Source organism: Gorillibacterium massiliense (assembly GCF_000455485.1).
GTDB lineage: Bacteria > Bacillota > Bacilli > Paenibacillales > NBRC-103111 > Gorillibacterium > Gorillibacterium massiliense.
In genome coordinates this window covers 1-3,463 of sequence record NZ_CBQR020000001.1, presented here as the reverse complement: position 1 = coordinate 3,463, position 3,463 = coordinate 1, and the positions used below count along the sequence as shown (strand labels likewise).

The 3,463-nt window shown below is 45.4% G+C and carries 2 protein-coding genes, 1 rRNA gene and 1 pseudogene; 1 reads left to right on the top strand and 3 read right to left on the bottom strand.

What is annotated here, in order from left to right:
• A partial coding sequence (locus TJ79_RS00020; protein WP_040948234.1) for an ABC transporter permease occupies positions 1-1,541 on the top strand: 1,541 nt, incomplete at its 5' end.
• Positions 1,542-2,051: 510 nt separating this feature from the next.
• Here TJ79_RS00020 and TJ79_RS00015 read toward each other — a convergent pair.
• From TJ79_RS00015 to rrf, 3 genes and pseudogenes are all read right to left on the bottom strand, one after another.
• Positions 2,052-2,252, bottom strand: a pseudogene (locus tag TJ79_RS00015) (RNA polymerase subunit sigma-70); the annotation flags it as partial.
• Positions 2,253-2,481: 229 nt separating this feature from the next.
• Entirely contained in the window at positions 2,482-3,051 is a 570-nt protein-coding gene (locus TJ79_RS00010; protein WP_040948232.1) for an SF0329 family protein, read from the bottom strand.
• A 291-nt stretch (positions 3,052-3,342) separates the two neighbouring features.
• Positions 3,343-3,459: ribosomal RNA gene (gene rrf / locus TJ79_RS00005) — 5S ribosomal RNA — on the bottom strand.
• Between the last annotated feature and the right edge of the window lie 4 nt (positions 3,460-3,463).

Below are 3,463 nucleotides of genomic sequence, written 5' to 3'. Positions count from 1 at the left end.
CACTGATCGTCATCGTCACCTTAATTGTCATTAGGTTCCGCGTGACGAACATGATTAACGACGGTATCGTCAATTTGGGGGTACTGAAAGCATTAGGCTATACGACCAAACAAATTCTTGCCTCGATTACGCTCCAATTGATGCTTATCACGCTGTTCTCGGCTTTGATCGGTGCGTCAGCTTCCACAGCCTTCGATCCGATATTCGGCCAGATGATCACGAGCTTCACCGGGTTGTTGTCCGAACAACGCTTCAATGTCTTGGCTGTCGTTACGAGCGTGCTAATCGTATCCGGTCTGGTCATGCTCGTCGTCATTATGTCCGCCATGCGCATTAGAAAGCTTCATCCGGTTACAGCGCTGCGGGGCGGCCTTACGACGCACAGCCATAAGAAAAATCGCCTTCCGCTGGACAAAGCCAAGGGCGGATTGCAGTTCAAGCTCGCTTGCAAATCGATGTTCGCCAATAGCAGGCAAAATTTGATTATCCTCATTATTATGATCGGCATTACGTTCGCTTCGGTGTTCTCCGTCGTACTTTACTACAATATAGCGATCGACAAAACGACGTTCTACCATTTGATCGGCGTGGAAACGAACAACGTAGCCGTAGAGGCGAAGTCGGGCACAGACAGCATCAAGTTAAAGGCGGATATCGAGCGAATGAACGGTGTAGATCACACTATATTTTACGATAAATCTGCCGGACTGGTGGACGATCAACAATACAATATGTTTGTAATCGATGACTACAGCAAGCTGGAGAATCAGCTCGTATTCGAGGGAAGGTTCCCACAATACGACAATGAAATCGCGTTGTCTTGGGTCGTCTCCGACATGATCCACAAAGGGATCGGCGATACGGTTTTCGTACAAGTCGGCACAACGACGCAATCGATGCTTATTACTGGCTTGAGCTCGTCGATCAGCAATGGTGGCGATAAAGCGTTCTATATGACGGATGCCGGCATGCTGAAGTTTGATCCCGACTATCGCGGTTCAATGATCAACGTATACTTGAGCGGGGTCGACAATACGGCCTTCATTGATGCCTTTAAGGCGCAATACGGCGGACTGGCGGATAACGTCACGGACTACGATCAGAATATCGAAAACCAGAGCTCGATATACAGCAGCGCGATGCTCGTGTTGATGACCATCATTATCGCGATTACAGTGACCGTAGTATGTCTCATCCTGTACTTGGTGATCAGCACGATGATCATTAAGCGCAAGAAGGAGTTCGGCATCATGAAAGCAACGGGATATACAACCTATCAGCTGATGACTCAAATCGCGCTAAGCTACGTCCCGGTCGTCATTGGCGGAATCGTTATCGGCGGCGTGCTCGGTTGCCTTTTCACCAATTCGATGCTGACCATGATGCTGACCGGAGCCGGTCTCCATAACGTTAACTTCATCGTGAAGATCCCTGTTATGGCATTGCTATGCGTAGGACTTATCGTACTGGCCTATGCAGTATCGATGCTTGTGGCGCGCAGAATCAAGAACATATCGGCATATGGGTTGATTATGGAATAAGAAGGAAGACAATAGCCGCTCGTCCGGGAAGTTTCCGGAATGAGCGGCTTTTGTTTACCTCCACCCCCATCCGAAAAGTTATTCAAACAAACTTTATTTATTATCCCTTTTGGCAACAAATACGCCGTCGGAAACGCAATCACAAAACGATTTCCCCATGCGATAAGTCACTTTTCAATTGACATTTAATGTAAAACGATTTCAAATGTATATTACTCCGATGATTGTACTCGTAGCGTATGGAAAAATAAAAAACGGCATCTCTGCCGTTACGATAGTAAGTATGGTGGACCTTAGAAGGAGCACGCCGTCTTGCTTTACTCCTCCACAGTATCATTTAAGTCAGCAGACCTTTGAAGTGGGATGGATATATGAATGGAAATGTACACACCCACAAAAGCCAAAACCATCATAAATCAAGTCGAATTAAGATGTAGCCTTTACCCGACCTTTTAAGCAAAACACGCTCGGAATAGATCACCACTTTACGCCGGACTTTGTTTATAATGTCTTGACGATATGCGCCACGAGACGCAAGTTATGCTCGATCAGCAGATTGCGGGATACCGGATCGCCCTGCTGCATCCGCTTCAGATGCTTCATCTCTTCCTCTTCGGCAAGAGGCTGAGGGAACGCATTGTTTTTGACATAAGAGACAAGTAGTGACAGGTTCTTTAAAAACATGGCAATTACCACAAAAAGTCCGGACACGAGCCGTCACCCTCCCGCGATGTCGAATACAACATCTTATGTGGGCCGGCGCCCATCTGTGCCTGTTCACTTTGTTAGAAACTACATTTCTTTCGGCTTAAAAAATGCCTTAACCTCATTTTCAAATTCACGGAGTTTCCTTCATTTGGCGCATCATTCAGTTTACTTGTTTGATTAATAGATAAACTATATTTTAGCATGAGCTGCTCTGTCGCTATACAGGAATAGCTCACAGCGTATTTAGCCGTAATTCATAAAAATACTGTACAATGGGATGCTTTAGCTTCATCTTTTCACGCATATATAATATCCGTTTTTTCCCAACTCGTCTGTCCACCAAAGCGAGAATATTCAATAAGATATCATTGCTCTCTAAGCTTACCTCTATAGAAAGGGATAGAAACTTAACAGCTGCATCATTAAAGTTTGATTTACTTAATGATGACTGCGCTGACATAAGCTCCTTTGCATATTCTGATATTTTTCTGCTTCTTGCGATTACTTTTAGACGATCCTCCGGAATGATCCCCTTACTAGCTTCTCTGACTACTTCAATTTCTTCATTGTTGATAGGAATCTGGAGAGCTGAATCATTCTTAATTTCCAGCTCCGTTTGATACCATCTGATTAAGGTAGTTGTATCGCTCATATTGAAAATGTTCATTTTATCAACCGCAATATAACAAAGGCCCGCTTTATCTGGTAAATAACGATAGCCGGTTGCGCGGTATTCGACCCTTCCCTGTAACGCAGGACAGAGAAAACTTTCAAGCTGTTGCTTCAATTTACTCCAGGACATATAATCCCCCGATGTTCTGTTCTATTTTTCTGCACTCGTTATTCTTGAAATGGTATGGTGCTGGTTTAAATTTTAGCTCCTCGGTTTATCCTGATCGAATACCCGCCACTCGGTTCCAGCTTTATATTGGAGATTCGTTCATGAAGTTAATCAGTGACCTCCTGCTCAGAAAAGTAATTATGCAAAACGAAGAAAGAGCACCTGATCACAGCGGACCGGGAGCCTGTTCGACGAGTACGAAACGGCCAAACGGACAAAAAACCCCGCACGTAATTGTGCGAGGTTCATTGTGCTTGGCAACGTCCTACTCTCCCAGGACCCTGCGGTCCAAGTACCATCGGCGCTGGAGGGCTTAACGGTCGTGTTCGGTATGGGAACGCGTGGTTCCCCTCCGCCATCATCACCAAACGTA

Excerpts from the sequence above, each read along its gene's own strand:
- TJ79_RS00010 (WP_040948232.1), bottom strand. The coding sequence starts at position 3,051 with ATGTCCTGGAGTAAATTGAAGCAACAGCTTGAAAGTTTTCTCTGTCCT.